Annotated in this window: 2 protein-coding genes; both read left to right on the top strand. The window is 76.7% G+C overall.

Translation table 11 applies throughout. The annotated features are described in order from the left end of the window. On the top strand, nucleotides 1–1,203 hold a 1,203-nt coding region (locus NH339_RS18135; protein WP_253027424.1), incomplete at its 5' end, for a molybdopterin oxidoreductase family protein. Next, the coding region (locus tag NH339_RS18130; RefSeq protein ID WP_253027422.1) for an FAD-dependent oxidoreductase at nucleotides 1,200–1,565 on the top strand (366 nt) is incomplete at its 3' end. The genes NH339_RS18135 and NH339_RS18130, both read left to right, overlap by 4 nt.

Below are 1,565 nucleotides of genomic sequence, written 5' to 3'. Positions count from 1 at the left end.
GCGGCGATCTCCCTGGCCCTGGCGCTCGGGCTGCCGGGCGCACGGCGTGGCGGCTACGGCGCGCTCACCGGCCAGGGCAACGGCCAGGGCGGGCGCGAGCACGGCCAGAAGGCCGACCAGCTCCCGGGGTACCGCTCGATCGAGGACCCCGCCGACCGCGCGCACGTCGCCGCCGTCTGGGGCGTCGACCCCGGGCTCCTCCCCCGGTCCGGGGTCCCCGCGGTGCAGCTGCTGTCGTCACTGGGCGCCGAGGACGGGCCCCGCGGCCTGTTCGTGCACGGCAGCAACGTCGTGGTCAGCGCCCCGCGCGCCGGTGGCGTGCGCGACCGGCTCGCGTCGCTGGACCTGCTCGTCGTCTGCGACGTCGTGCCGTCGGAGACCGCGCTGCTCGCCGACTACGTCCTGCCCGTCACGCAGTGGGCCGAGGAGGAGGGCACCATGACCAGCCTCGAGGGTCGGGTGCTGCGCCGCCGTCGCCACGTCGACCCGCCGGCGCTCGTGCGCGACGAGCTCTGGATCTGGTCCGAGCTGGCCCGGCGCCTGGACGCGCCCGGCACGTGGTCCACGGACGCGTCGGTCGTCTTCGACGAGCTCGCGCGGGCGAGCGCGGGGGGACGTGCGGACTACGCAGGACTCAGCCACGCCCGGCTCGACACGGGCGAGGCGCTGCACTGGCCGTGCCCCGACCCGGACCACCCGGGCACCCCGCGGCTGTTCACCGACCGCTTCGCGACGCCGTCAGGCCGGGCCCGGATGGTGGCGGTGCGACCGGTCGGGCCCGACGACGACGTCCACGCCGACGCGCCGCTGCACCTCGTGACCGGCCGGCTCCTCGCGCACTACCAGTCGGGGGCGCAGACCCGACGCGTCCCGGCGCTGTGCGACGCCGCCGGCGGACCGCACGTCGAGCTGCACCCGAGCCTCGCCGCGCGGCTCGGCCTCGACGGGGCCGAGCTCGTCCGCGTCACGTCGGCCCGCGGCTCGATGGTCGCACCCGCCCGCATCACCCGCGACGTGCGACCCGACACCGTCTTCGTGCCGTTCCACTTCGCCGGCGACAGCCTGGTCAACGCACTCACGAACGACGCGACCGACCCGGTGTCCGGCATGCCCGAGTTCAAGGTGTGCGCGGTCCGCGTCGAGCGGGTCGCCGACGACGTCGGGCCGGCCACGGCCCGCGTGCTGCAGGAGGTCGAGTCGTGAGGATCGTCGTCGTGGGTGCCGGGATGGTCGGCCACCGGTTCGTCGAGGAGGCGCTGCGGCTCGACCCCGCCGCCGACGTGGTGCTGCTGGGCGAGGAGTCGTACGAGCCGTACAAGCGCGTCCTGCTGTCGGAGCTGGTCGCCGGTCGCACCGACCTCGCGTCGCTGACGCTGCCCGAGGCGTCCGGCGCCCGGGTCCGGCGCGGCGTGCGGGCGGTCGAGCTCGACCTCGCCGCCCGACGGGTCCGGCTCGACGACGGGTCCGACGAGCCGTGGGACCACCTCGTGCTGGCCCTGGGGGCGCGGGCGCGCGTGCTGCCCCTCGCAGGTCTGGACGCCGGTGGCGGCCGGCTCGTCGGCGGG

The organism is Aeromicrobium sp. CnD17-E, from assembly GCF_024124745.1.
In the GTDB taxonomy this organism is placed as follows: domain Bacteria; phylum Actinomycetota; class Actinomycetes; order Propionibacteriales; family Nocardioidaceae; genus Aeromicrobium.
Note: the sequence above shows the minus strand (reverse complement) of the source record. Positions and strands in the feature narration are given on the sequence as shown.